The organism is Mesorhizobium sp. WSM4829 (assembly GCF_055811475.1).
In genome coordinates, this window is sequence record NZ_JBVVQJ010000120.1 from 1 (window position 1) to 1022 (window position 1022).

Consider the following 1022-nt stretch of genomic DNA (forward strand, 5'->3'; position numbering starts at 1 on the left):
TCGGCCACTCATTTAGATCAAAACCCGATGGCAATTGCGGCGACCAGGTTGAGCTCGACCCGGCAGGTTGATCCGACCGCGCCGACAACGCCCACGAGCCGTCCTCCCACCCGGCAGGTTGCCGCCATCCGGCTTGCTCCGCAGCAGCATGAATTTCGTCCTGGTCATAACTGTCCAGCGACCCGGCAGGTCCCTGCCATCCGCATCCATTCGGCTCATACTGGTCACTGCCGAAGATCGCTGACGGCGCTTGCTTCGAGATTTCAGTCCAGTCGTTAGACGGTAATCTTCCGCCCACATCCTGCGAATTTTTCTTCCGCTGGGCCTGGCGGTATTTCTCAAGCATACGCAATCCGCCGCGCATAGCGGCGGTATTAAGGCCCAATTCGGCAGCACGTCCTTGCAGCGCCTCATTCTCGAGTTTAGTAAGGCTCTCGTCGGAAGACCGGAGCTCCTCAGATAACCTGCGAAGAGCGCTACCATATTTGGAAGCGGTTATCTGGACCAACTCCCCACTCGCCACTGCCGCCTCACTTGCCTCATTGATGAGGGGCTTGTCTTCAGGAGAGACGAGACGCCGTACGCCCCGACGCGGCTCTTCCTTCACTCGCTGCGCAGTAGTGAACCCGAGTTCTGTCCTGTGTTCCCGAAGCATATTCAGGGCATCCGTTAAATATCTGGAGCCCGGGTACTCGGCGTCAGCAAATTGGCGCAACTGTTGGTCATCAAGTTGAGCTAGACCACCGCGAGAGTTGAGCTCCTGAGATAACTTGCGAAGACCTTTACGATTAGTTTCGATGTAGGACTCCTTGCGCCCACGACGCCTTGCCGCCGCGGCCGCCGCTTCGATGAGGTCAGCGTCTTCGGCAGAGGCCACCTGCGTGCGTTTATAAGAGTCGATGCGAAGCTCCGACCCAACGACAGTTTCCGTGTCGCGTGTCCGTTCCTGGGACGACTTCCTGCCGCTGCTCGGGACGATGGCATTCTTCCATGCCTTCAGGATCGATTTCAATCCCCCGCTT

1 protein-coding gene is annotated in these 1022 nt (G+C 58.1%); it reads right to left on the bottom strand.

Translation table 11 applies throughout. The annotated features are described in order from the left end of the window. Nucleotides 1-1012: hypothetical protein (locus tag AC0L17_RS34455; RefSeq protein WP_473518986.1), on the bottom strand; the 1012-nt coding region annotated here is incomplete at its 3' end. Between the last annotated feature and the right edge of the window lie 10 nt (nt 1013-1022).